This is a genomic window from Nocardiopsis sediminis (genome assembly GCF_042650565.1).
In the GTDB taxonomy this organism is placed as follows: Bacteria; Actinomycetota; Actinomycetes; order Streptosporangiales; family Streptosporangiaceae; genus Nocardiopsis_B; species Nocardiopsis_B sediminis.
Window position 1 is genome coordinate 336,671 of sequence record NZ_JBHSBH010000003.1, and the last position, 21,941, is coordinate 358,611.

Genomic DNA, 21,941 nt, shown 5'->3' on the forward strand with positions numbered 1-21,941 from the left:
CCCGGGCGGACCGGACGGACCCGCGCATCCCGGCCGCCGTATCCCGAGCGCACCCGAGAGGCCGACAGTCCGGTACCCGTCCCGTTCGCGGGTGCGACCGGATGAGTGCAGGCTGTGGACTAGACCAATTTCGGGTGAAGGGTGGAGACTGGGCGGCGGCCGGGTCGCTAGGCTCGGGTGCGGCCCGCGGCCCACGCGCGGGACCGCGCCGCGCGACCAGCGGCCGTGCACCCCGCTCGCGTACGCGCGCAGGGGGATCCGACGCGAAATGAAGGAGTACAACGTTGTCGTCGATCGAGGCAGTGCAGGCGCGGGAGATCCTCGACTCCCGCGGTAACCCGACGGTCGAGGTCGAGATCACGCTCGACGACGGGATCGTCGCCCGGGCGGCGGTGCCCAGCGGGGCGTCGACCGGCCGCTTCGAGGCCGTCGAGCTGCGCGACGGCGGGGACCGCTACGGCGGCAAGGGCGTCGAGAAGGCCGTGACCGCCGTCAACGACGAGGTCGCCGACGAGCTCCTCGGCTTCGGCCCCGAAGAGCAGCGGCTCATCGACCGCGCGCTCATCGACCTCGACGGCACCCCCGACAAGTCCCGGATCGGCGCCAACGCCATCCTGGGCTCCTCCCTGGCCGTCGCCAAGGCCGCTGCGGAGTCCGCCGGACTCCCGCTGTTCCGCTACATCGGCGGACCCAACGCGCACATCCTGCCCGTGCCGATGATGAACATCCTCAACGGCGGTGCGCACGCCGACACCAACGTCGACATCCAGGAATTCATGATCGCGCCGATCGGCGCCCCCGGGTTCCGCGAGGCCGTCCGCTGGGGCGCCGAGGTCTACCACGCGCTCAAGGCCGTCCTGAAGGCCCACGGTCTGGCCACCGGCGTCGGCGACGAAGGCGGGTTCGCGCCCGACCTGGAGAGCAACCGCGCCGCCCTCGACCTCATCCTCGAAGCGATCCAGAAGGCCGGCTACACCCCCGGCCGCGACATCGCCCTGGCCCTGGACGTCGCCGCCAGCGAGTTCCACTCCGAGGGCGTGTACCGGTTCGAGGGCACCTCCCGCACGTCGGAGGAGATGGCCGCCTACTACGGCGAGCTGGTCGACGCCTACCCGCTGGTCTCCATCGAGGACCCCCTCGACGAGGACGACTGGGAGGGCTGGACCAAGCTGACGGCCGCCATCGGCTCGCGCGTGCAGATCGTCGGCGACGACCTGTTCGTCACCAACCCCGAGCGGCTCCACCGCGGCATCAAGGAGGGCGCCGCCAACTCGCTGCTGGTCAAGGTCAACCAGATCGGCTCGCTCACCGAGACCCTCGACGCGGTCTCGCTGGCCCAGCGCAGCGGCTACACCGCGATGATCTCGCACCGCTCCGGCGAGACCGAGGACACCACCATCGCCGACATCGCCGTGGCCACCAACGCCGGCCAGATCAAGACCGGTGCCCCCGCGCGCAGCGAGCGCGTCGCGAAGTACAACCAGCTGCTGCGGATCGAGGAGGAGCTCGACGACGCCGCCGTCTACGCCGGCGTGTCGGCCTTCCCCCGCTTCGCCGTGCGGGACTAGGCTCGTCCGATATGTCCAAGGTGCCAGAGGAGCCGGACGGGCGCCGCGGTGAGCGGGCCCGTCGCGCGCGCGGCAGCGCGCCGGGACCCCGCCGCACAGCGGGATCCCCGGCCTCTGGCGCCCAGGGGCGCACCGGGTCCCCGGCCAAGCCGGCGAAGCCGGGGAAGGCCTCCACCGCAGGGCCCTCCGCGAAGAGCGGCGGAAAGGGCGCGGCCGGTACCGGCGCCGGTGGCGCACCGTCCCGGCCCGCGGCCACGGGCGGCAAGGGCGGCAAGCCCGCCAAGAACAGCACGTCGGGGAAGGCCGCGAAGGCCGCGGCCGGAAGAACGGGAACGGGCCCGCAGGCGGACGGTTCCGGCGCATCCGCGGGCGCCGCGACGGCCGGGAGCGCCCGGCCCGCTGGCAGGGCGGCCAAGGGCGCGGTCGCCAAACCCCAGGTCGCCAAGGCCCCGGCCGGCACGTCCCCGGCCGCCAAGCCCCCGGTCTCCTCCGGAGCGGGCGGCCGCTCCGCCCCCCGCTCCTCCGCGTCCCCCGCCCCACCGCGCACCCGCCCCGCGCTGACCAGCCGCGCCGCCATCCTCGCCGTCGTGATCTGCGTGATCGCGCTCAGCCTGGCCTACCCGCTGCGCGAATACATCGCCCAGCGCGCCGAGATCGCCCAGCTCCGCGACGAGCAGACCCGCGCCCAGGAGAGCGTCGCCGAGCTGACGGAGCGCCGCGACCAGCTCAACGACCCCACCTACATCGAGCGCGAGGCCCGCACCCGGCTGCACTACCAGTACCCGGGGGAGCGCGCCTACGTCGTCATCACCGGCGACGAGGAGGAGAGCGCCGACACCGAGCAGGGCACGCCCGAGCCCTGGTTCACCCGCCTGTGGAAGTCGGTCAAGGCCGCCGACGCGCTGGTCCCCGCGGACGACGGGATCCCCGACGCCCAGCCCCCCGCGCGCTGAGCCCGGAGCGGGTGCCATGCCGTGGGCGACCTCGGTCGTCCGTGACATCCGTCACCGGTGGGACGGCGGCGAACGGGGCAGCGGACACGGCGGGTAGCCGCGTGGCCGGCGGACGGCACCGGGCCGCCCCTGCCCCGAGCGTCCCCCGTCGCGCCGATCGAGAGGAGCCCCGGCGTGGATGAGGTACCCGAGCCCCTGGACCACTTCGTCCTGGCGACCCCCGATCTCGACGCCACCGTGGCCGAGTTCGCCCGCCGCACCGGGGTGGAGCCCGCCCCCGGCGGTGCCCACCCCGGGCTGGGCACCCGCAACCACCTGATCGGGCTTGGCGGCATCCGCTACCTGGAGATCATCGGCCCCGACCCGGACCAGCCCGATCCCGATGAGCCCCGCCCCTTCGGCATCGACGGCCTGCCCGAGGCCCGGACGGTCACCTGGGCGGTGCGCACCGCCGACCTCGACGCCACGGTGGCCCGCGCCCGGGCGCTGGGACACGACCCCGGGGAGATCCGGCCCATGCGCCGCCGCACTCAGGAGGGCCACGAGCTGAGCTGGCGGCTCACCCGCGTCGGGGCGGCCCACCCGTCGGGGGTGGTGCCGTTCCTGATCGACTGGGGCGACTCCGCCCACCCCACGAGCAGTGACCTGCCCACCGTCCGGCTGCTCGGGATGGAGGCGCACGTCCCCGACCCCGCCGCGATCCGCCCGCTGCTGGGCGCCATCGGCGTCGGCCTCGATCCGCGTCCCGGGCCCGAGCGGATCTCCTTCGCGGTGGACACGCCCAACGGGGAGGTCGTGTTCGACTGATCCCGGTGCGCCGACGTGCCCCACCTGCGCGCGGATGCGCCGGGCTCCGGCACGGAGGCGGCCGGGCAGCGGCTACGCTGAGGGCGCCATGACTTCCACCGATCGTGCCGGGCGGACCGCCTCCGGCGAGACCGTCTCCGACGAGGACACCGCCGCCGTCGAACTCCAGCTGGGCCGGGCGCCGCGCGGGCTGCGGGCCGTCGCGCACCGGTGCCCCTGCGGGCTCCCCGATGTCGTGCGGACCGCGCCGCGCCTGGAGGACGGTACCCCGTTCCCCACCCTCTACTACCTGACCTGCCCCCGTGCGGCCTCGGCCATCGGCACGCTCGAAGCCGACGGCCTGATGCGCCGGATGCAGGACCGCTTGGCGGACGACCCGGAGCTGCGCGCCGCCTATGCGAAGGCCCACGCGTCCTACATCGCCGAGCGCGACGACCAGGCGCGGGCCGACGGCATGGAGCCGCTGCCCGAGGGGATGCAGAGCGCCGGGGGGATGCCGGAGCGCGTCAAGTGCCTGCACGCCCTTGTGGGGCACGAGCTGGCCGCGCCCGGGACCAACCCCTTCGGCCGCGAGGCGCTGGACGTGCTGCCCGAGTGGTGGGCCAAGGGGCCGTGCGTCTGCGCGGGGGCGCAGGACGCCCGTAACAGCAAGGAAGAGAACGAGGCGAAGTGACCACTGTGGCGGCCGTCGACTGCGGCACCAACTCCATCCGGCTGCTCATCTCCAGCGTGCTGGCGCAGGACGACGACGAAGTGCAGCTGCTCGACGTCGAGCGCCGCATGGAGATCGTGCGGCTGGGCCAGGGCGTGGACCGCACGGGCGAGTTCGCGCCTGAGGCGCTGGAGCGGACGTTCGAGGCCCTGCGCGGCTTCGCCGAGCTGATGCGCGAGCACGGGGTCGACCTCGGGCCGGACACCGTGCGGATGGTCGCGACCAGCGCCACCCGCGATGCCGCCAACCGGCAGGTGTTCATCGACGGCGTCCGCGAGATCCTGGGCGTCGAGCCCGAGGTCATCTCGGGCGACGAGGAGGCCGAGCTCTCCTTCATCGGCGCGACCGCCGAACTGGAGTCCGACGGCGACGGTGAAGCCGGCGCCGCCGACCCGTCCGCCTCCCGCGGCGCCGACCTGACCGACTCCCGCAGCGCCGATCTGCCCGATTCCCACGGCGTTATCGCCCCCGACCCCGATGGCGACGGCCCGGCGTTCCCGCTGCCGTTCCTCGTGGTCGACATCGGCGGCGGCTCGACCGAGTTCGTCCTGGGCTACGCCGATGACGACGGCGAGGGCGTGGTGCGCGCTGCGCGCTCGGTGGACATCGGGTGCGTGCGGATGTCCGAGCGGCACTTCACCGCCGACCCGCCGACCGCCGAGCAGGTCGCGGCCGCGATCGCCGACGTCGACGCGGCGCTGGACGAGGCCGCCGCCGTCGTGCCGCTGGAGGAGGCGGCGACCGTCGTCTGCGTCGCCGGCACCGCCACCACGGTGGCGGGCATCGCCGCCGACCTGCGCGAGTACGACCCCGAGATCCTGCACCACATGCGGGTCTCGGCCGAGCGGACCCACACCATCGCCGAGGAGCTGCTGGCGATGGACCGCGACCGCCGCGCCGCCCTCGGCGTCATGCACCCCGGCCGGGTCGACGTGATCGCAGCGGGGGCCCTGATCCTGGACCGCGTTGTGGCCCGCATCGGCGCCAAGGAGTTCGTCGCGAGCGAGCACGACATCCTCGACGGCATCGCCTGGAGCCTGAGCCTGGGGGAGCCGCCGGAAGAGCAGGGGTGACCTGCTACGTTGCTCTGCGGTGGCGGTGGTCGGCCGCCGGTGTGGCACGTGAGACGCGTCACCCGCGGAACAGCACGTGAAAGCGTTCACAAGGCCTCTGACCTGCAAAGACGTGACCAACGTCGGGTTTGTGGTGGTCTAAACCTTATCCGGCTGTCGCTTCCTTGACGGAAGGTGCTTGTGAAAGAATGCACAAGCAGGCGGAGGAGGGTGGACTTCACCCGAGACCGAAGAAGCGACAGCCTTTCCGTCGAAAGCCGACAGGAACATGCGAGTCAACGACGACTTACCGATCTTTGCGCCCCTCGTGGACGTGGAACGGGAACTAAGGGCGGATATGCGATGACCGAGAGCAGGAACTACCGGCTGGTGCACGGCGGTGGCGACGAAGCGGAGATCCCGCACGTACTCATCGTCGGCGGCGGGTACCTCGGGATGTACACCGCGAAGCGGCTGGAGAAGAAGCTGGGGACGGGCGAGGCCCGCATCACCGTCGTCGACCCCAACTCCTACATGACCTACCAGCCCTTCCTGCCCGAGATCGCTGCCGGCAGCATCTCCCCGCGCAACGTCGTCGTCCCGCTGCGCAAGGCGTTCAACCGCGTGCGCGTCCTCAACGGCCACGTGGTCCGCATCGACCACGCCGACCGCAAGGTCGACTTCGAGCCGCACGTCGGTGAGCCCCGCTCCATCGCCTACGACTACATCGTCATGGCGGCCGGGGCCGTCTCGCGCACCCTGCCCATCCCGGGGCTGGCTGAGAACGGCATCGGCATCAAGACGGTCGAAGAGGCCGCCTACCTGCGCAACCACGTCCTGGAGCAGCTGAACATCGCCGACTCCACCGACGACCCCGAGGTCCGCCGCAAGGCGCTGAACTTCGTCTTCGTGGGCGGCGGCTTCGCCGGCGCCGAGGCGATCGCCGAGCTCGAGGACCTCGCTCGCGACGCCACCCGCATCTACCCGTCGATCGGCGTCGACGACCTGCACTTCTACCTCATCGAGGCGGCCGACCGCATCCTGCCCGAGGTGGGCGCGGAGGTCGGCGAGAAGGCGCTGAACCAGCTCAAGCGGCGCGGGATCGACGTGCGCCTCTCCACCTTCCTGGAGTCGGCCACCGACCAGCGCATCAAGCTCAGCGACGGCGCGGAGTTCGACGCCGGGACCCTGGTGTGGACCGCCGGCGTGAAGCCGAGCCCGGTCGTGCAGGCCAGCGACCTCCCGCTGGGCCCCAAGGGCCACGTGGACACCAACGAGTTCCTCATGGTCAACGGTGCCGAGAACGCGTTCGCCGGCGGCGACAACGCCCAGGTCCCCGACGGCAACGGCGGGTTCTACCCGCCGAACGCGCAGAACGCCGTCCGCCAGGCGCCGGTCCTGGCCGACAACGTGATCGCGGCGCTGCGGGGCGCCAAGCCCACCGCCTACGTGCACAAGAACCTCGGCGCGGTGGCCGGCCTGGGCCTGCACAAGGGCGCGGCCCAGCTGTTCGGCAAGGTCAAGCTGACCGGGCGGCTCGCGTGGTACGCGCACCGCGCCTACCACCTCTACGCGGTCCCCACCTTCAACCGCAAGATGCGGGTCCTGGCCGACTGGACGCTCGGGTTCCTGTTCCGCCGCGACTTCGCGGCGCTCTCGGAGATGGACGAGCCGCGCCAGGCGTTCGAGGACGCCAGCAGCGCCAAGGTCGAGAACGGCCAGCTCCTGCGGCGCGTGGGTTAAGGACCGGCAGCGACCAAGGAAACGGTCGGGCACCTTCGGGTGGCCGGCCGTTTCGTCTGTTGACAGGCCGAAGCGGTGCGAAACGATCTGAAACGTCCATGGCCGGTATGATGGTCCCGCCCTCGTAGCCCAATGGTAGAGGCAGGCCCCCTAAAAGGGTCACAAGTGTCGGTTCGAGTCCGACCGGGGGTACGTACCACAGGGAGCCGCTCCCGTACCACCGGTTCCGGACTCTGTGGCGTAACGCTGTGCACGCCGTGGCCTACCGTGGGCGACCTCAGGTCGACGCGGTCGCGCGAGGCGGGCGGCCGCTCAGTACCCGCCGTGCTCCGTCAGGAGCTGGAGGTGGGCGAAGAGCCGCTGGCGGGGGTCCGACAGATCGATCCCGCTCACCGATTCGGCCCGGCGTACCCGGTAGCGCAGGGTGTTGGGGTGGATGTGCAGCCGCCGGGCGGCCGCGCGCACGTCGCCGAACGCGTCCAGGTAGGCCACCAGCGACGCCACCAGCTCCGACCCCGCCGCGGCGTCGTGGTCCACCAGCCGGGTGACCCGCGGGTCGCGCAGGGTCGGGGTGGCGCGCAGGTGCGCCAGGGTCTCGCTGATCAGGACGTCGGCGCGGACATCGGAGATCGTCGCGACGTCGCGCTCCAGGTCGCGGCCCATCGCGTCCAGGATCCGGTCGGCCTCGGCCCGCGACCCCGCGATCCCGGCGAGCGACTCCACCGGCGACCCGACCGCCCCCTGCACCGCCGCCCCCAGGATCTGCCGGGCGGCCTCCACGGTCTTGCGTGTCAGGGCGAGGACCGACGCTTCGGCGTCGGCGCCCGCCGGGCGCGGCCCCGCGACCGCCGGCCCCGGCCGGTGGGCCAGATCGGGCAGGAGCACGTACACCCGGCCGCCGAGCGCGGTGACCAGGGAGGTGCGCCGGTAGGCGGCGGTGTGCACGGAGATCAGGTCGATCATCCGGCGCCGCTTCAGCGCCCGCTCCGAGCGGCCGCGCTCCTCCGCCGCCCCGCCCCGGCCACCGGCCGGCGACAGCGAGAACGCCACGACCAGCGCCGGGCGGGCCGGCGTCACCTCGATCGAGTCGGCCAGTGCCGCCGCCTCGATCCGCCCCTCCAGCAGGCTCGACAGCAGGTCCTCGCGTAGCCGCAGCCCCACGGTCATCTCGGTGCGGTGCCGGAGCAGGTGCAGCGCGGTCATCCGCGCGGCGCCGAGCAGCGCCTCCTCGGAGTTGGCGGTGAAGGGCTCGGCCCCCTCCTGGACCCAGATCGTGCCCAGCGGCTGCGACCCGGCGTGGATCCCCACCGCCAGCCGGCGGCGGATCCCCAGCTCGGGGTGCTCGTCGATGCGGACGACCTCCTCGCCCGCGCGCAGCCGCGAGAACACCCCCCAGTCCCGCAGCAGCGACAGGTACTGCTCGGGCCCGCGGCGCCCCAGGACCGACAGGCGGCGCAGCTCGTCGACCTCCTCGCCGCTGGAGTAGGCGAGCACCCGGCTGGCGGAGTCCTCGATGCTGACCAGCCCGCCCGTCAGCGTGGCGATGGTCTGGGCCAGGGAGAACAGGTCGCCGGAGGAGTCGCCGAAGTCGGCGTCGGCGGTGAGCCGGGCGTCATCCAGCACACTGCGGCACAGCGACTGCACCTGGTCCCACCGCACATCGGGGCGCACCGCCAGCAGCGCGACCCCCGCCGCACCGGCCGCCGCCCGCAGGTCGGCGTCATCGGCCACCTGCGCGGAGCCCCCCGGCTTGACCACGACCGCCGACGCGCCCCGGCGGGCGGCGGTGCGCAGCAGGTGGCGGGCGGTCCCGCCGCGGGCCCCGATCAGCAGCACGAGGTCGCCCGGCTCGGCCTCCGGCTCGTCCTCGGGGTCGGCGATCACGACATTGTCCACCCGCACATCGATCCCCGCGGGCGCCGCGAGGACGTCCACCACCGAATCGCCGATGGCGAGCAGCAGCCGGCGCAGCGGAACGCCGGTCGCGGGGCCGGGCCCGCCGGAGTCGGCGGACGGCGGGGTGGAACCAAGGGAGACATCCATGACCTCCCAGTTTGTCGCATCGGCCAACCGCCTGCCAAGAAGAGTGGCCGGGCCCACAAGGCGCCCCCCGCGCCGCCGCTCGTACGTTGGGGCTCCGACCAGGCGCGGACCGCGCCACCCACCCACCACCCCCACCACCCCACGAGGAGGTGCCCATGGACGCCGTGACGAGCGTTCCCGCCCCGGTGAACGAGCCCGTGCTCACCTACGCACCCGGCAGCGCGGAGCGGGCCGAGCTGGCCGAGTGCCTCGACGCGCTCGCCAAAGAGCCCGCCGAGCTGACGATGACCATCGGCGGCGAGCGCCGCATGGGCGGCGGCGACCGCATCGACGTCGTCCAGCCGCACCGGCACGCCGCCGTCCTGGGCACCCTCGGCAACGCGACACGCGACGACGCCCGCGCCGCGGTCGCCGCCGCCCGGCGCGCCGCACCGGGGTGGCGCGCCCTGCCCTTCGAGGAGCGCGCCGCCGTCATCCTGCGCGCCGCCGACCTGCTGGCCGGGCCCTGGCGCCAGACCCTCAACGCCGCGACCATGCTCGGCCAGTCCAAGACCGCGATCCAGGCCGAGATCGACGCCGCCTGCGAGCTGATCGACTTCTGGCGGTTCAACGTCTCCTACGCCCGCAAACTGATGGCGGAGCAGCCCTACAGCCCCGCGGGCCAGTGGAACCGGCTGGAGCAGCGGCCGCTGGAAGGCTTCGTCTACGCGATCACCCCGTTCAACTTCACCGCGATCGCCGGGAACCTGCCCACCGCCCCCGCACTCATGGGCAACGTCGTCGTCTGGAAGCCCTCGCCCACCCAGCAGTTCGCGGCCCACCTGACCATGCGCCTGCTGGAGGAGGCCGGGCTCCCCCCGGGCGTCATCAACATGGTCACCGGCGACGGCCTCGCGGTCTCCGACGTCGCCCTGAACGAACCCGACCTGGCCGGCGTGCACTTCACCGGCTCCACCCGCACCTTCCAGCACCTGTGGCGCTCGGTCGGCGAGAACATCGCGAACTACCGGTCCTACCCGCGCATCGTCGGCGAGACCGGCGGCAAGGACTTCATCGTCGCCCACGCCTCGGCCGACCCCGATGTGGTGCGCACCGCGATCGTGCGCGGCGCCTTCGAATACCAGGGGCAGAAGTGCTCGGCCGCCTCGCGGGCGTTCGTCGCCCGCTCGGTGTGGGAGCGGCTCCGCGACGACCTCGCCGCCGAGGTCGAGGCGCTGAGCGTCGGCGACGTCACCGACTTCACCAACTTCATGGGCGCCGTCATCGACCGCCGCGCCTACGACCGGCTCGCGGCCGTGCTCGGCGCCGCGCGCGCCGACGACACGCTGACGGTCCTGGCCGGCGGCGAGTGCGACGACTCCCAGGGCTACTTCGTCCGCCCCACGGTCCTGGTCGGCACCGACCCCGGGCACGAGGTGTTCCGCACCGAGTACTTCGGCCCGCTCATCGCCGTGCACGTGTACGAGGACGGCGACTACGACCGCGTCCTCAAGGCCGTCGACGAGGGGTCGGCCTACGCGCTCACCGGAGCGGTCATCGCCACCGACCGCCGGGCCGTGGCAGCGGCGCACGACGCGCTGCGCTTCGCCGCCGGGAACTTCTACGTCAACGACAAGCCGACCGGCTCGGTCGTGGGCCAGCAGCCCTTCGGCGGCGCCCGCGCCTCCGGCACCAACGACAAGGCGGGCAGCGCGCAGAACCTCGCCCGCTGGGCCAGCCCGCGGTCGATCAAGGAGACCTTCGTCCCCCCGACCTCCTCCGCCCACCCCCACCAGGGCTGACGGGAGCGCCGTCCCGGCCCCGCCCGGCGGGCCGGGGCGGCGCGGCCCGCCCGCCGGCCCGCGCCGCGCCGCCGGGACCATCGACGGCCGGATTCTCTGAGCGCTGGGCTTCGCCTCCGTTGCGGGCGGGATCCTGAGGGCTTCGCGAAGGCATCCCACCCTCCACTGCTGCTCGGCCCAGCCGCTCGCCGCCCACGAAACGCGAGGTGAACCATGCTTCGTACCCCATTGCTGATCGCGGCACGCTCCACCGCCTGCCGGAACCTGGTCGAGCGCACCCCGGTCACCCGGGGTCTGGTGGCCCGGTTCGTCGCCGGCTCCACGCTGGAGCAGGCGCTGCCCGCGGTCCGCGAGCTGACCCGCACCCGCCTGGTCACCCTGGACCACCTGGGGGAGGACGTCGCCGACGCCGCTCAGGCGCAGGCCACCGTCGCGGCCTACGGCCGGCTGCTCACCGAACTGGACGCTGCGGGGCTGGCCGGGCGCGCGGAGGTCTCGGTCAAGCTGTCGGCCGTGGGGCAGTCGCTGCCCGCCGACGGTGAGAAGATCGCGCTCGACAACGCCCGGCGCATCTGCGAGGCCGCGGCGGCAGCGGGCACCACGGTCACCCTGGACATGGAGGACCACACCACCACCGACTCCACCCTGTCCGTCCTGCGGGAGCTGCGGGTGGACTTCCCGTGGGTGGGCGCCGTCCTCCAGGCCTACCTGCGCCGCACCGAGGCCGACTGCCGCGACCTGAGCGGCGCCGGGTCGCGGGTGCGGCTGTGCAAGGGCGCCTACGACGAGCCGGCGTCGGTCGCCCACCGCGAGAAAGCCGAGGTCGACCGCGCCTACATCCGCTGCCTGCGGATCCTCATGCGCGGCCAGGGCTACCCGATGGTCGCCACGCACGACCCGCGGATCGTCGCCATCGCCGGCCGGCTCGCCGAAGACAGCGGACGCGCCCCCGGTGACCACGAGTACCAGATGCTCTACGGCATCCGCGATGCCGAGCAGCGGCGGCTGGCGGCCGAGGGGGAGCGGATGCGCGTCTACGTGCCCTACGGCGACGAGTGGTACGGCTACTTCATGCGGCGCCTGGCCGAGCGCCCCGCCAACATCGCCTTCTTCCTCCGGTCGCTGGCCACGCGGGGCTGAGGGGCGTACCGGTCGGGGCGGCCGGGTCCGGGTGTCCGGGTGCCCTGAACGGCCCGGTGTCCGGTCGTCCCCCCGGATGACCGGGGGAGGGGAGCCGGCCGTCCACGGGCGACCACGGGAGGCGGCGGCCGTCCACAGGCGACCGGACGAGGGGTTCGCGGCGGCCCCCCGGGGAATCGACACCACAGGGGGAGCCGTTCCCCGCTGTCAGCCGGTCCCCGGGGCCTGCGCAGGTCACCGATGAGTCCGACCCGTGATCTGCCGTGGGAACCCGTGCGCGGACCCGTGCGTTACGTTGAGGGCAGATACGTCACGCCCTGGAAAGGCTTGCGAAGTCATGCGGATGAGGAGTTCCAACCCCGTACTCAAACGGGCGATGAGGTCCGGCCAAGCCGGGTACGGCCAGTCGTACCAGACGCCGTACGGCCAGGGCGGACAGTACCAGCAGGGCTACGGCTACCAGCAGCCGTACGGCCAGCCCTACCCCCAGCAGGGCTACGGCCAGCAGGGCTACGCGGGCTACCCGCAGCCCGGCCAGCAGCCCTACGGCCAGCCCCCCATGGCCCCCGCCGCCGGCGGCGCCATGACCATCGACGACGTCGTCATACGCAGCGGTATGACGATCGGCATGGTCGTCCTGACCGCCGTCGTCAACTTCTTCCTGTACACGTCCAACCCCGGGCTCGCCCTCGGCCTGACCTTCGTCGGGGCGATCGGCGCGCTGATCATGGGCCTGGTCATCGGGTTCACGCAGTCCACCAACGCCGCGCTGATCCTGGTCTACGCGGCCCTCGAAGGCCTGTTCGTCGGCGGCATCAGCCGCGTGTTCGAGGTGTCGGCGGGCGCAGCGCCGGGCGCGCTGGTGACCCAGGCGGTCTTCGGCACGATCTTCGCGTTCGGCACCATGCTCGCGCTGTACCGGCTGCGCATCATCCGGGTGACCAACACCTTCGTCAAGGTCGTCTCCGTCGCGCTCGTCGCGGCGCTGGTGATGCTGCTCGCCAACTTCGTGCTCGGCTTCTTCATCCCCGGTGGCCTGGGCCTGCGCGAGGCCGGCCCGCTGGGCATCGCGGTCTCCCTGCTGATGATCGTGATCGCCTGCGCCACCCTCGCCATCGAGTTCCGCGGCATCGAGGACGGTATCGCCGCCGGCGTGCCGAACAAGCTGGCGTGGCAGTTCGCCTTCGGGCTGACGGTGTCGCTGGTGTGGCTCTACATCGAGATGCTGCGCCTGGTCTGGATGATCCAGTCGTTCTTCAGTGAATGACCCTGGAGCACCGCTCCGACCGCCGAGCGCCCCGTCCGGAAGATCCGGGCGGGGCGCTCGCCTGTTCCACCGGTGTCGGCGGTGGTGTGCGGTTGCGGGCGTTCAACGTCTTTGCTGCGGAATGAGGGACCGGTTGCGCCGCCGGCGGTTGTACTCCTGCACGATCGCCTGGGCGTAGCCGTGGCTGAGGTTGTACTCGTCGGCCAGCCAGTTGGCGCGTTCCGAGCAGCGGGTGAGTCCCGGTCCCATCTCCAGGGTGTCGAACCACTCGTGGAGTTCGCGACCGGTGACGGTCGGAATGCGGGCGATGAGCAGCGCGTGTGTCTCCGGCGAGTGGGTCACCGACATAGGCACCTCCGAAAGAGCGCGTGCACTTACCAGCGACCCTGCAACAGGAAGACGGCGACGACAAGCCCCCGGGGCTTACCTTTTACCAAGTTCCCGGGTCGACTCAGCTCAGCCGCTCGTGTTTCCGGGAGCGCTGAGCCTCGCCTCCGTTGCGGGCGGGATACCGGTGGGGCTTCGCGTCGGGTCTCCCGCCCTCCACTGCGACTCAGCTCAGCCGCTCGAACACAGTAGCCATCCCCTGCCCCCCACCTACACACATCGTTTCCAGGCCGAAGGTCTTGTCGTGGAATTGGAGCCCGTTGAGGAGCGTCGTGGTGATGCGGGCCCCCGTCATGCCGAACGGGTGGCCGACGGCGATCGCGCCCCCGTTGACGTTCAGCTGGGTGTCGATGTCGATCCCCAGGTCGTCCGCCGACGGCAGGACCTGCGCCGCGAAGGCCTCGTTGATCTCGACCAGGTCGATGTCGGTGATGCTCATGTTCGCGCGGGCCAGCGCCTGCCGTGACGCCTGGACCGGGCCGAGCCCCATGATCTCCGGGGACAGCGCGCCGACCCCGGTCGACACGATCCGGGCGAGCGGGGTCAGCCCCAGCTCGGCCGCCTTGGTGTCGCTCATGATGACAACGGCGGCGGCGCCGTCGTTGAGCGGGCAGCAGTTGCCCGCAGTGATCGTGCCGTCGGGCCGGAACACCGGCTGGAGCTGTGACACCTTCTCGTAGGTGGTGCCGCGGCGGGGGCCGTCGTCGGTGCTCGCGACGGTGCCGTCGGGCAGCGTCACCGGGGTGATCTCGCGTTCCCAGAACCCGTTGTCGAGCGACTTCTCGGCGAGGTTCTGCGAGCGCACGCCGAACTCGTCCTGGTGCCGGCGCGAGACCCCGCGCAGCTGGACCACGTTCTCCGCGGTCTGCCCCATGGCGATGTAGACGTCGGGGACGTCGCCGTCGTCGCGCGGGTCGACCCAGATCGGGGCGGCCCCCTCCGCGCGCTTCGCCGTGCGCAGCTCCGCCCCCTCGAAGAACGGGCTCTTGGTGTCGGGCAGCGAGTCGCTGTTGCCCTTCGTGAACCGGCTGACCACCTCGACCCCGGCGGAGACGAAGACGTCGCCCTCCCCGGCCTTGATCGCGTGGTAGGCCATGCGGGTGGTCTGCAACGACGACGAGCAGTAGCGGGTCACGGTCGCGCCGGGGACCGTGTCGAGTCCGAGCCGGACCGCCACCACCCGTGCCAGGTTGTAACCCTGTTCGCCGCCGGGCAGGCCGCAGCCGAGCAGCAGGTCGTCGATCGTTGTCGGGTCGAGCGCGGGCACCTTGGCCAGTGCGGCGGAGATGATCTGCGCGGCCAGGTCGTCGGGCCGGATGTCCTTGAGCGATCCCTTGAAGGCGCGCCCGATGGGCGAACGGGCGGTGGCGACGATGACGGCTTCAGGCATGCGCGCGGCCCTTCCATGAGGGGTGGATCGACAGACCAGGCGGTCGGTCGGGTGGTTACTCGCACGTTAACCTGTCGGGCCCGTTCCGCTCACCTCCGGGGTCGCATTGCCCGGATTGCCCGGGTCGGGGGTGTCGGCCGGGACGGCGGCGGGCGTCGCGGCCGGGGCCCCGGGGCCTCCGGCGTCCGCGGCGTCGGCGGCGACCGTGGCGTCGGCGCCGCCCTCGTCCGGGGCGGTCCGCGGGCGGCGCCGCATGAGCGTGGCCCAGCGCCCCCGCGGCCCGCGCGCCCGGCCGGCGACGCGGGCGCCGCTGACCTCCGTGCCGGGGCGCTCGGCCGCCTCCACGGCCGCGCGGTCGACGGGCAGCACGCCGTCGCGGCGGCCGAGGGCCGGCGCGGCCTCGGGCTCCGGCAGCAGGCCCAGCGCCGCGCAGGCCGACGGCAGGACCGCGGCGGCGGCGTGGGCGTAGCCGCGCGCCGATGGGTGGAAGCGGTCCGGGCCGAACAGCTCGTCGGGGTGGGCCAGGAAGTCGTCGGAGAGCAGCCCGCCCAGCGACACCGTCCGCCCGCCCGCCTCGACCACCCCGATCGTCTGGGCGGCGGCGAGCTGCCGGGAGGCGCGGCGGGCGACGTAGCGCAGCGGCTGGCCGATCGGCTGCACGGTGCCGAGGTCGGGGCAGGTGCCCACGACAACGGCCGCGCCCAGGGCGGACAGTTCGCGCACGACGTCCTGGAGGTGGCGCACGGAGTCGGCGGGGCGGATGCGGTGGATGACGTCGTTGCCGCCGATGAAGATGACGGCGAGGTCGACCCGGTGGCCGCGCACCTTGGCCATCTGGTCGGCGAGGTCGCGCGAGGTCGCCCCCACGCGGGCCAGCCGGCGCAGCCGCACCGGGCGGTCGGCGACCGCCGACAGGCCCGCCGCCAGCAGCGCGCCGGGCGTGTTCAGGGCGTCGGTCACCGCGTAGCCGGCGGCCGTGGAGTCGCCCATCATCACGAACCGGATCGGCGGGGCGTCGCCGGTGCCGTAGACGCCGTCGGCGCGCGGGGGCTTCCACTCGGTGGTGCCGACGGTCCGGTGGGCCTGGAGCGCCTGGAGGTAGAGCAGTCCGATCGTGCTGGCCCCGAGGAGGGTGATACCGCCTCCGCCGAACGCCGTCGCGGTGGCGATCCTCCGGGCCCGTGCGGCTCGCAGCACCATGGTCCCCGCCTCCCGACTTCAGCGGCGTGGTCGACTTCGTCCTTCCCGGCGGGCCCGCGGGGGTTGGGCGCCGCCCCGGCCGGGGGCCGGACTCCGTCAGGCCCCTCACTAGCTGATCTACCCGCGGGTAACCGTCTTGTCAACGACCGCCGTCGGGGTGGCGTTCCCTCGACGCCGGGAGGCCGTGCGCGCGGCGCCGGCCGGGTGCCCGGAGCGCGCCGACCGACGGTGTGGCCGAGTTCCGCAACAGGCGTGTGGGCAGCGCCGACACCGCGTTACAGTCGGGGGACACGGGCCCGACCGGCCTGTGCGCGGCGCGATCGGCCGTGACCGGACAGGGCGGTCCGCGCGATCCGCGGCCGCCGGACGCAAGGACACAAAGGGGGCTCCGCGGATGCGGGTGCACAACTCATTGATCGAGCTGGTCGGCGACACCCCGCTGCTGCGGCTGAACAAGGTGACGGCGGGCCTGGCCCCCACCGTCCTCGCCAAGGTCGAGTACTTCAACCCCGGCGGGTCGGTCAAGGACCGCATCGCCCTGCGCATGGTCGAGGACGCCGAGAAGCGCGGGCTGCTCAAGCCGGGCGGCACCATCGTCGAGCCCACCTCCGGCAACACCGGTGTGGGGCTGGCGATCGTCGCCGCCGACAAGGGCTACCGCTGCGTGTTCGTCTGCCCCGACAAGGTCGGCACCGACAAGCTCGCCGTGCTGCGCGCCTACGGCGCCGAGGTCGTCGTCTGCCCCACGACCGTCGCCCCCGACCACCCCGACTCCTACTACTCGGTCTCCGACCGGCTGGCGTCGAGCATCCCGGGCGCCTGGAAGCCCGACCAGTACACCAACCAGAACAACCCGGAGTCGCACTACCAGACCACCGGCCCGGAGATCTGGGAGCAGACCGAGGGGCGCGTCACGCACTTCGTCGCGGGTATCGGGACCGGCGGCACCATCACCGGTGCCGGGCGCTACCTGAAGGAGGCCTCCGGCGGTGCGGTGAAGGTCATCGGGGCCGACCCCGAGGGGTCGGTGTACTCCGGCGGCACCGGGCGCCCCTACCTGGTCGAGGGGGTGGGCGAGGACATCTGGCCCGAGACCTACGACCCCGCCGTCTGCGACGAGGTCATCGCGGTCAGCGACAAGGAGTCGTTCCTCATGACCCGCCAGCTGGCCAAGGACGAGACGCTGCTCGTGGGCGGCTCCTGCGGGCTGGCCGTCGTGGCGGCGCTGCGCGTGGCGGCCACCGCGGGGCCCGACGACGTCATCGTCGTCCTGCTCCCCGACGGCGGGCGCGGCTACCTCGGCAAGATCTTCAACGACGAGTGGATGGCCGACTACGGCTTCCTCGCCACCGAGACCGAGGAGGCCACGGCCGGCGATGTCCTCCGGGGCAAGGGCCGCGACCTGCCGGAGTTCGTGCACATCCACCCGCACGAGACCGTGGGGACGGCCGTGGCGATCATGCGCGAGTACGGGGTCTCCCAGCTGCCGGTCATGAAGGAGGAGCCGCCGGTGATGGCGGCCGAGGTGGTGGGCTCCATCGCCGAGCGCGACATGCTCGACGCGCTGTTCAACGCCCGCGCCCAGCTCGACGACCCGGTGGAGAGCCGGATGAGCCCCCCGCTGCCCGTCGTGGGCTCCGGCGAGCCCGTAAGCCGCTGCGTGCAGCTGCTGGAGTCGTCGGGGGCGGTCGTGGTCCTGATGGACGGCAAGCCGGCGGGCGTCCTCACCCGGCAGGACCTCCTGGCGCACCTCTCGGGCTGACACCGGGGCGGGGCGCGGTGCGCTGCGGGGTGCGTGCAGCGCGCACCGCACGGGCGCCGCGCCCCGCCCCGGCACCGTCCCGGCCGCCGCGGGATACTGTTCTCCCCTGGTGATTACCGGCGAGTACCGGACGGTGGATGTGGGGATGCGCGTTTCGCGGCTGATGTCCTGGATGGTGCGCGGCGTGTGGTCGTGGGCACGGCGCAACGCCGACATCCGCGCCGGGACCCGCGCGGCCCGCAGGTTCGCCGCCTTCGGGCCGGGGACCTCCATCGCGTTCCCCCCGGCGACCGTCTTCGGCGAGCCCTGGATCGAGCTGGGGGCGCACACCCTGCTGGGCGCCGACATCACCCTGACCGCGGGGATGGTGCCGGGGCTGGACCTGGGGGAGGAGCCGCTGATCCGGGTCGGCGGCGGCTGCACGATCGGGCGCGGCTCGCACATCGTCGCGCACCGGTCGATCGAACTCGGCGACGACGTCTTCACCGGCCCCTACGTCTACATCACCGACCAGAACCACGTGTACAGCGACCCCGAGGTCCCGGTCGGCCGCCAGTGGCCGGCCGACCGGCCGGTGCGCATCGGGCCGGGCACGTGGATCGGCGCGAACGCCGTCATCCTGCCGGGGGCGCGGCTGGGCCGCAACTGCGTGGTGGCGGCCGGCTCGGTGGTCCGAGCGGGGGAGTACCCCGACCACAGCGTCATCGCCGGTGTCCCGGGCCGGGTCGTACGCGGCTACGACAGCGAGGAGGGCTGGGTCCCGCCCCTCAGCGCGGGCGACGCCACCCCGGCCCGGGGCCGGGAGCAGGTCTGACGCCTTCCCGGCCGTGAAGGCCGGGAGCCCCGCCGTGCGGCGGAGGCGGGTCAGCCGGCAGGGGGACGAGCCGCGGCCGAGCGGGTGAGCAGCAGCGCGCCGCCCGCCCACACGACGTCGCCCACGGTCATGACCAGCCGCGACAGCGCGGCGACGATCAGCGCGGAGCCCGGATCGATCAGCGGCGCCAGGGCGACGACCAGCACCAGTTCGCGCACCCCGAGCCCGGCGGGGGCGATCACCACCAGCACGCCCAGCGTCCACGCCAGCGCGTAGGCGCCCGCGGACACCGCCAGCGCCCCCGGCCCGCGGGCACCGTCGTCGACGCCCACGACGAGCAGCCAGATCTGGAGGGACAGCGGCACCCACGCCGCCACCGACCAGCCCACGGCGGCGGCCATGCCGCGCCCGCTGATGCGCTCCAGCTCCTCGTCGGGGACCGTGCGGGAGCGCCGGGCCAGGCGCAGCGCCGTGTGGATCACCGGGGTGAGCACCCGCGGGTGCAGGGCGGCGAGCAGGACCGGGGCGACGGCCAGCGCCCACCACCACTGGCGCGCGGCGTCTGCGGAGGTGAACGGCAGGGTCGCGGCGGCGACGGCGAGGTTCACCGCGAGGGTGACGGCCACCGCCAGGACGGTGGCGGTGATCCCGCGCTGCCGCGCCACCTCGTGGTCGCGGGCCAGCTCGACCTGGGCGACGAAGGCCCACACCGAGCCGGGCAGGTACTTGCCGAGCTGGCCGACGAACATCACCCGCGCCGCCGTCGGCAGGGACAGTGGCGACCCGAGGTCGGCGAGGATCGCGCGCCAGGCGAGCATCTGCGCCCCGAGCCCGGCGAGCGCCGCACCCACCGACCCCGCCACGACCCACGGCGACAGCGCGCTCAGCGCCTCGCGCGCCTCGCTCCACCTGCTGTGCAGCGCATACCCGGCGCACCCCAGCACCACCAGGACGACGACCAGCCGCACCCATCGATCGGCACGCAGACGGCTCAGCACCCCGCCAGCGTAGTGCCGCCGGGGGCCCGCCTCCGCACCCGCGCGCGGTCGTCAGGCGCTCCCGTCCGCGGGCGGGTCCCAGGCGAAGGCGGCCCCGGCCCCGCGCATGAGCAAGGAGGAGGGGAGGGCGGCGCCGACGGTGTCGCGAAGGGCGGCCGCGGTGCGGCTGCGGGTCTGCATGATCCGCCCGATCCGCCCGGAGGTGCGCGCCATCCGCTCGGTGCGGGGGCGGCGGGCGGCGTCGTAGTCCGCGAGGCCGCGGGCGGTGCCCGATCGGTCGATGGCCGCGGCGAGCACGACGGCGTCCTCGATCGCCAGGCAGGCGCCTTGGCCGATGTCGGGGGTGACCGCGTGGGCGGCGTCGCCCAGCAGTGCCACGCGGCCGCGGACGAACCCGGGCAGGCGCTCGCGCAGGTAGTAGACGTCGTGGCGCATCAGGGCGTCCTCAGGGGTGGCGGCCAGTAGCGCGGGGACCGGATCGTGCCAGTCCCGGAAGCGCGCGGCGAGCCGGCCGAGGCCGTGCTCCAGGACGGCGTGCTCGGGGACGCTCTCGCAGGCGAACCAGTAGACGCGGCCGTCGTCGATCGCGGCGACGCCGAATCGGGCGCCCCGGCCCCAGGTCTCGGACAGCACGGGCGGTATCCGCAGGGGGGCGGCCCGCTCTGCGGGGACGAGGCCGCGCCAGACCGTGTATCCGGCGTAGTCCGGGCCGGGGTACTCGGGGAACAGGCTCGCGCGCAGCCCGCTGCGCACGCCGTCGGCGGCCACGACCAGGTCCACCGTCACCGAGATCGGGCCCTGAGGGGTGTGGAAGCCGACGGTCGCCCCGTCCTCCGCGGTGGTGATCCGGTCGGCGCGGTGGCCGGTGTGCAGGGTGTCCGGGTCCAGGCCGGCGGTCAGCAGGCGGTGCAGCTCGGCCCGGTGCAGGGCGTAGAACGGGGCGCCGTAGCGCCGCTCGATGTCCGAGCCGGAGATGCCGGCCAGGCGGATGCCCCGCCTCCGCCGGATCTCCAGGCCGTCCTGGCGCCGGCCGCGGTCTCTCAGGGCGGCACCCAGACCGAGGTGGTCGAGGGCCTTGACGGCATTGGGCGCGATGCCCACGCCCGCTCCGACCGGCCCGATGGCGGGCGCCTGCTCGTAGACCGACACCTGCCACCCGATGCGCCGCAGGGCATGGGCGGCGACCAGCCCGCCGATGCCCGCGCCGACGATGACCGCCGTGTTCGACATAACGCACCCCGATCTCGAGAATGAATCAAACGGTCGTTTCAAACGATCGTTTAAAACGAAGGCTATAGCATGCATGGCGGTTCCACTCACGGAGCGAGCGGTGGCAATGACGGGGACGGCACACAGGAGGCGGCGATGTCCGGACGGGGTTCCGCTCCCGCGGCGCAGGTGGCGCAGGATCGGGCGTCCACGCGGGAGCGGCTGGTCGAATCGGCCGTGCGGATGTTCGGCGAACGCGGCATCGAGGCCACCTCGATGCGGGCCCTCACCGAAGCCGCCGGGACCAACATCGCCGCCGTCAACTACCACTTCGGGTCGAAGGAGGGCCTGCTGCGCGCGGCCGTCGACCAGACCATGCGGGCCGTCAACGACGAGCGCGGACGGCGGCTGGACGAACTCGAAGCGGCGTCGCCGCGGCCGGCCGTCCCCGACCTGGTGCGGGCGTTCGTCGAGCCCGGCGCCGGGTTGGCGCTGACCCACGGCGCGCGAGGGCCCGATGTCGCGCGCTTCATCGGCCGCATCATCGGCGAGCCCGACCCGCGCGTCCGGCGGATCTTCGCCGAACAGGTCGGCCCGGTCGAGGGCCGCTACCTCGCCGCGCTCGGCCGCGCCCTCCCGGACCTCGGCGACGACGGTGTCCGCTTCGCCTACACCAGCATGCTCGGCCTCCTCGCCACCTACCAGTCGGGCGCCTTCGCCCCACCGGACCGGCCCCTGAACGAGGGCGGGAGGGAGGCTGCGGCGGAATCGGAAACGGAATGGCTCGTGGCATTCGTCACCGGGGGCATTCTGGCGATCCTCGTGGATACGGGGAGGTGGCTGGCATGATGAAGGACATCGGCAGGAGCAGAAGGGCCAATTCCGTTGTCCCCCATCGCTTGGCGGAAGAGTTCTTACAGCGCAAGCCAGAGCAACTGCGTGGAAGTGGCATGTGGCGCCGCCGCCTCCGCCATCCGTGACACGAAGCACCGGGACCTCGCCACCCTCGCCTTCCCCTCACCCGAGTGGTCGGCGTTCATCGAGGCCGTCAAGACCGGAGACTGGCCGAGCCGACCGGCGCGGAGGCGCGAATGACGGGCCGCGATGTGGATCGC

General features: G+C 73.3%; 19 protein-coding genes and 1 tRNA gene. 14 read left to right on the plus strand and 6 right to left on the minus strand.

Annotation, left to right across the window (positions count from 1 at the left end; translation table 11 throughout):
- Positions 1-284: 284 nt before the first annotated feature.
- The 7 genes from eno to ACFOVU_RS02920 all read left to right on the plus strand — a co-directional run bounded on the left by eno (position 285) and on the right by ACFOVU_RS02920 (position 7,027).
- A complete protein-coding gene (gene eno / locus ACFOVU_RS02890; RefSeq protein WP_378529692.1) occupies positions 285-1,568 on the plus strand; it encodes a phosphopyruvate hydratase in 1,284 nt (427 codons plus the stop codon).
- A gap of 11 nt (positions 1,569-1,579) precedes the next feature.
- Positions 1,580-2,521, plus strand: a complete 942-nt coding sequence (locus ACFOVU_RS02895) for an FtsB family cell division protein (RefSeq protein ID WP_378529693.1) — start codon at positions 1,580-1,582, stop codon at positions 2,519-2,521.
- Positions 2,522-2,695: 174 nt separating this feature from the next.
- Entirely contained in the window at positions 2,696-3,328 is a 633-nt protein-coding gene (locus ACFOVU_RS02900; protein ID WP_378529694.1) for a VOC family protein, read from the plus strand.
- A gap of 88 nt (positions 3,329-3,416) precedes the next feature.
- Complete coding sequence (locus ACFOVU_RS02905; protein ID WP_378529695.1) at positions 3,417-4,001, plus strand: DUF501 domain-containing protein; 585 nt, start codon at positions 3,417-3,419, stop codon at positions 3,999-4,001.
- The gene (locus tag ACFOVU_RS02910; protein ID WP_378529696.1) at positions 3,998-5,113 is read left to right on the plus strand and encodes a Ppx/GppA phosphatase family protein; all 1,116 of its coding nucleotides are present in this window, start codon (positions 3,998-4,000) and stop codon (positions 5,111-5,113) included. Before ACFOVU_RS02905 ends, ACFOVU_RS02910 begins: the two co-directional genes overlap by 4 nt.
- Positions 5,114-5,455: 342 nt before the next feature.
- Positions 5,456-6,835 carry an NAD(P)/FAD-dependent oxidoreductase gene (locus ACFOVU_RS02915; RefSeq protein WP_378529697.1) on the plus strand — a complete coding sequence of 460 codons (1,380 nt, stop codon included), beginning with the start codon at positions 5,456-5,458 and terminating at the stop codon, positions 6,833-6,835.
- A gap of 118 nt (positions 6,836-6,953) precedes the next feature.
- Positions 6,954-7,027: transfer RNA gene (locus ACFOVU_RS02920), tRNA-Leu, on the plus strand.
- Positions 7,028-7,147: 120 nt separating this feature from the next.
- Here ACFOVU_RS02920 and ACFOVU_RS02925 read toward each other — a convergent pair.
- Positions 7,148-8,878: a PucR family transcriptional regulator gene (locus ACFOVU_RS02925; RefSeq protein ID WP_378529698.1), complete on the minus strand. Its 1,731-nt coding sequence runs from the start codon at positions 8,876-8,878 to the stop codon at positions 7,148-7,150.
- A 155-nt stretch (positions 8,879-9,033) separates the two neighbouring features.
- On the opposite strand from ACFOVU_RS02925, the gene pruA reads away from it, so the two are divergent.
- The 3 genes from pruA (at position 9,034) to ACFOVU_RS02940 (ending at position 13,066) form a co-directional block, all read left to right on the plus strand.
- Entirely contained in the window at positions 9,034-10,659 is a 1,626-nt protein-coding gene (gene pruA, locus ACFOVU_RS02930; protein WP_378529699.1) for an L-glutamate gamma-semialdehyde dehydrogenase, read from the plus strand.
- A gap of 213 nt (positions 10,660-10,872) precedes the next feature.
- On the plus strand, positions 10,873-11,799 hold the full coding sequence (locus tag ACFOVU_RS02935) for a proline dehydrogenase family protein (protein ID WP_378529700.1): 927 nt from the start codon (positions 10,873-10,875) through the stop codon (positions 11,797-11,799).
- A gap of 337 nt (positions 11,800-12,136) precedes the next feature.
- Positions 12,137-13,066, plus strand: coding sequence for a Bax inhibitor-1/YccA family protein (locus tag ACFOVU_RS02940; RefSeq protein ID WP_378529701.1), 930 nt, complete (start codon positions 12,137-12,139; stop codon positions 13,064-13,066).
- A gap of 102 nt (positions 13,067-13,168) precedes the next feature.
- On the opposite strand, the gene ACFOVU_RS02945 is transcribed toward ACFOVU_RS02940, so the two are convergent.
- The 3 genes from ACFOVU_RS02945 to ACFOVU_RS02955 all read right to left on the minus strand — a co-directional run bounded on the left by ACFOVU_RS02945 (position 13,169) and on the right by ACFOVU_RS02955 (position 16,040).
- A complete protein-coding gene (locus ACFOVU_RS02945) occupies positions 13,169-13,414 on the minus strand; it encodes a DUF4287 domain-containing protein (RefSeq protein ID WP_378529702.1) in 246 nt (81 codons plus the stop codon).
- Positions 13,415-13,619: 205 nt separating this feature from the next.
- A complete protein-coding gene (locus tag ACFOVU_RS02950; protein ID WP_378529703.1) occupies positions 13,620-14,843 on the minus strand; it encodes an acetyl-CoA C-acetyltransferase in 1,224 nt (407 codons plus the stop codon).
- A gap of 66 nt (positions 14,844-14,909) precedes the next feature.
- Positions 14,910-16,040 carry an SGNH/GDSL hydrolase family protein gene (locus tag ACFOVU_RS02955; RefSeq protein ID WP_378529959.1) on the minus strand — a complete coding sequence of 377 codons (1,131 nt, stop codon included), beginning with the start codon at positions 16,038-16,040 and terminating at the stop codon, positions 14,910-14,912.
- A 397-nt stretch (positions 16,041-16,437) separates the two neighbouring features.
- Here ACFOVU_RS02955 and ACFOVU_RS02960 point away from each other — a divergent pair, with 397 nt between their 5' ends.
- The gene (locus ACFOVU_RS02960; protein ID WP_378529704.1) at positions 16,438-17,805 is read left to right on the plus strand and encodes a cystathionine beta-synthase; all 1,368 of its coding nucleotides are present in this window, start codon (positions 16,438-16,440) and stop codon (positions 17,803-17,805) included.
- Between the two features lie 145 nt (positions 17,806-17,950).
- Positions 17,951-18,619: an acyltransferase gene (locus ACFOVU_RS02965; protein ID WP_378529705.1), complete on the plus strand. Its 669-nt coding sequence runs from the start codon at positions 17,951-17,953 to the stop codon at positions 18,617-18,619.
- Between the two features lie 50 nt (positions 18,620-18,669).
- Here ACFOVU_RS02965 and ACFOVU_RS02970 read toward each other — a convergent pair whose 3' ends face one another.
- A complete protein-coding gene (locus ACFOVU_RS02970; protein WP_378529706.1) occupies positions 18,670-19,617 on the minus strand; it encodes a lysylphosphatidylglycerol synthase transmembrane domain-containing protein in 948 nt (315 codons plus the stop codon).
- Positions 19,618-19,668: 51 nt separating this feature from the next.
- The gene (locus ACFOVU_RS02975) at positions 19,669-20,847 is read right to left on the minus strand and encodes an FAD-dependent monooxygenase (RefSeq protein ID WP_378529707.1); all 1,179 of its coding nucleotides are present in this window, start codon (positions 20,845-20,847) and stop codon (positions 19,669-19,671) included.
- Between the two features lie 135 nt (positions 20,848-20,982).
- Here ACFOVU_RS02975 and ACFOVU_RS02980 point away from each other — a divergent pair, with 135 nt between their 5' ends.
- Both ACFOVU_RS02980 and ACFOVU_RS02985 read left to right on the plus strand, forming a co-directional pair.
- Positions 20,983-21,675 carry a TetR/AcrR family transcriptional regulator gene (locus tag ACFOVU_RS02980; RefSeq protein WP_378529708.1) on the plus strand — a complete coding sequence of 231 codons (693 nt, stop codon included), beginning with the start codon at positions 20,983-20,985 and terminating at the stop codon, positions 21,673-21,675.
- A gap of 36 nt (positions 21,676-21,711) precedes the next feature.
- Positions 21,712-21,921, plus strand: coding sequence for a DUF397 domain-containing protein (locus ACFOVU_RS02985; protein ID WP_378529709.1), 210 nt, complete (start codon positions 21,712-21,714; stop codon positions 21,919-21,921).
- Positions 21,922-21,941: the final 20 nt, after the last annotated feature.

Excerpts from the sequence above, each read along its gene's own strand:
- ACFOVU_RS02895 (WP_378529693.1), top strand. The coding sequence starts at position 1,580 with ATGTCCAAGGTGCCAGAGGAGCCGGACGGGCGCCGCGGTGAGCGGGCC.
- ACFOVU_RS02905 (WP_378529695.1), top strand. The coding sequence starts at position 3,417 with ATGACTTCCACCGATCGTGCCGGGCGGACCGCCTCCGGCGAGACCGTC.
- ACFOVU_RS02915 (WP_378529697.1), top strand. The coding sequence starts at position 5,456 with ATGACCGAGAGCAGGAACTACCGGCTGGTGCACGGCGGTGGCGACGAA.
- ACFOVU_RS02925 (WP_378529698.1), bottom strand. The coding sequence starts at position 8,878 with ATGGATGTCTCCCTTGGTTCCACCCCGCCGTCCGCCGACTCCGGCGGG.
- pruA (WP_378529699.1), top strand. The coding sequence starts at position 9,034 with ATGGACGCCGTGACGAGCGTTCCCGCCCCGGTGAACGAGCCCGTGCTC.
- ACFOVU_RS02935 (WP_378529700.1), top strand. The coding sequence starts at position 10,873 with ATGCTTCGTACCCCATTGCTGATCGCGGCACGCTCCACCGCCTGCCGG.
- ACFOVU_RS02940 (WP_378529701.1), top strand. The coding sequence starts at position 12,137 with ATGCGGATGAGGAGTTCCAACCCCGTACTCAAACGGGCGATGAGGTCC.
- ACFOVU_RS02945 (WP_378529702.1), bottom strand. The coding sequence starts at position 13,414 with ATGTCGGTGACCCACTCGCCGGAGACACACGCGCTGCTCATCGCCCGC.
- ACFOVU_RS02950 (WP_378529703.1), bottom strand. The coding sequence starts at position 14,843 with ATGCCTGAAGCCGTCATCGTCGCCACCGCCCGTTCGCCCATCGGGCGC.
- ACFOVU_RS02960 (WP_378529704.1), top strand. The coding sequence starts at position 16,438 with ATGCGGGTGCACAACTCATTGATCGAGCTGGTCGGCGACACCCCGCTG.
- ACFOVU_RS02965 (WP_378529705.1), top strand. The coding sequence starts at position 17,951 with ATGCGCGTTTCGCGGCTGATGTCCTGGATGGTGCGCGGCGTGTGGTCG.
- ACFOVU_RS02975 (WP_378529707.1), bottom strand. The coding sequence starts at position 20,847 with ATGTCGAACACGGCGGTCATCGTCGGCGCGGGCATCGGCGGGCTGGTC.
- ACFOVU_RS02980 (WP_378529708.1), top strand. The coding sequence starts at position 20,983 with ATGTCCGGACGGGGTTCCGCTCCCGCGGCGCAGGTGGCGCAGGATCGG.